Below are 1,954 nucleotides of genomic sequence, written 5' to 3' on the forward strand. Positions count from 1 at the left end.
CCCGCCCAGTCCGGCCTCCCCGCCCCGCCGGGCCGCCGCCTCGCCGACGTGACCGCCTTCGCGCGCGGCATCGGCGGCGCCGAGTCGAACGTCGCCTGCACCCTCGCCCGCGCGGGCCACACGGTGCGCTGGGTGAGCCGGGTGGGTGCGGACCCCTTCGGCGACCACCTGCTCGCCGAGATCGCCGCCTGTGGCGTGGACACCTCCCGCGTCACCCGTGATCCCTCCCGCCCGACCGGCATCTACTTCCGCACCCCTGGCGCCCGGGAGCCGGACCCCGTGCACCGAGACTCCGTGCACGGAGACTCCGCGCACGGAGACTCCGTGCACCGAGAACCCCTCTCCGAGGTCGCCTACTACCGCACCGGCTCCGCCGCCTCCGCCATGTCCCCGGCGAACATGGCCCCGGCAGCCCTCGCCCACACCCGCGTACTCCACCTCACCGGCATCACGGCCGCGCTCTCCGCCGACTGCCTGGACCTGCTCCGATCCCTGACCACCCACCGCACGGGGAGCTCACGCCTCATGGGGGGCTCACGCCCCACGGGGGGTTCACGCCCCACGGGGGGTTCACGTTCCACGGGGGGCTCGCGCCCCCTCCTCTCCTTCGACGTCAACTACCGCCCGCCGCTCTGGGGCCCCGCCGACGATCCCACCGTCCTGCTCACCCTCGCGGCCGCCAGCGACCTCGTCTTCGTAGGCGAGGACGAGGCCGAAGCGGCCTGGGGCATCACCGGCGGCCCCGAGGCCATCCGAGCAGCGCTCCCCGAACCGGAATCCCTGGTGGTCAAGCAGTCGGCGGCAGGCGCGACGCTGTTCACCCGCGACGAGGGGCCGGACCCGGTGCACGAACCAGCGCCCCGCGTGGATGTCGTCGCCTCCGTGGGCGCGGGCGACGCGTTCGCCGCGGGCTACCTCTCCGCCGTACTCCGCGGCCTCCCCGCACCCCAGCGCCTACGCCACGGCCATCTGACGGCCGCCGCGGCCCTCACCGTCCCCGACGACCTGGCCGCCCCGCCCGTCCGCTCCGAAGCCGACCGCCTGGCCGCACTCCCACCCGACCGCTGGCGCGCCCTGCACCTCACAGCGGGCTGGACGAAAATGGACGTAGCCCGATGAGCCAGACCGTAGACCGCGCCCTGAACATCCTGCCCCTGCTGGCCGAGGGCCCCGCCGACCTGGGCCAGGTGGCCGCCCGCCTGGGCGTGCACAAATCAACAGCCCTCCGCCTCCTCCGCACCCTGCACGACCACGGCCTGGTCTACCGCCAGTCCGACCAGCGCTACCGCCTGGGCGCCCGCCTCTTCGCCCTCGCCCAGGAGGCCGTCGAGACCCTGGACGTACGCGAGATCGCCCACCCCCACCTGGTCGCCCTGAACGAGGCCTGCGGCCACACCGTGCATCTGGCCGTCCACGAGGACAACGAGGTCCTCTACATCGACAAGGTCGAGAGCCGCTATCCCGTACGGATGTACTCACGCATCGGCAAACCCGTGGCGATCACGGTCGCAGCCGTCGCCAAACTCCTCATCGCCGACCTGTCCGAACCCGAGCGCCGCTCCATAGCCGAACGCCTCGACTACCCCCGCTACACCCCCCGTTCGACCCCGAACGCCGAGGCGTTCCTCAAGGAGCTCGCGACCGTACGGGAACAGGGCTGGGCCACCGACCTGGGCGGCCACGAGGAGTCCATCAACTGCGTGGGCGCCCCGATCCACGGCACCGACGGCAGGGCGATCGCCGCGCTCTCGGTCTCCGCGCCCAACGTGGTCGTCACAGCGGAGGAACTCCTCACCCTCCTCCCACTGGTACGCCGTACGGCAGAAGCCATCACCCGCGAGTACGCAGGCACCACGACCACAACCACGACCGCGGCCACGACCACACCCGCCTGACCGAACCGAACCGAAGGGACCCCCGGACATGCCCACCCCGAAAACCGCCCTCACGCCCC

The 1,954-nt window shown here is 72.8% G+C and carries 2 protein-coding genes; both read left to right on the top strand.

Features of this window, described 5'->3' with window-relative positions; genetic code table 11:
- The coding region (locus U9R90_RS35845; RefSeq protein WP_411061653.1) for a sugar kinase at window positions 1–1,119 on the top strand (1,119 nt) is incomplete at its 5' end.
- On the top strand, window positions 1,116–1,895 hold the full coding sequence (locus U9R90_RS35850) for an IclR family transcriptional regulator (RefSeq protein ID WP_411061655.1): 780 nt from the start codon (window positions 1,116–1,118) through the stop codon (window positions 1,893–1,895). The genes U9R90_RS35845 and U9R90_RS35850, both read left to right, overlap by 4 nt.
- Window positions 1,896–1,954 lie beyond the last annotated feature (59 nt).

Origin of the sequence: Streptomyces sp. E11-3 (assembly GCF_046540415.1) — a bacterium.
Taxonomy (GTDB): domain Bacteria; phylum Actinomycetota; class Actinomycetes; order Streptomycetales; family Streptomycetaceae; genus Streptomyces.

Excerpts from the sequence above, each read along its gene's own strand:
- U9R90_RS35850 (WP_411061655.1), top strand. The coding sequence starts at position 1,116 with ATGAGCCAGACCGTAGACCGCGCCCTGAACATCCTGCCCCTGCTGGCC.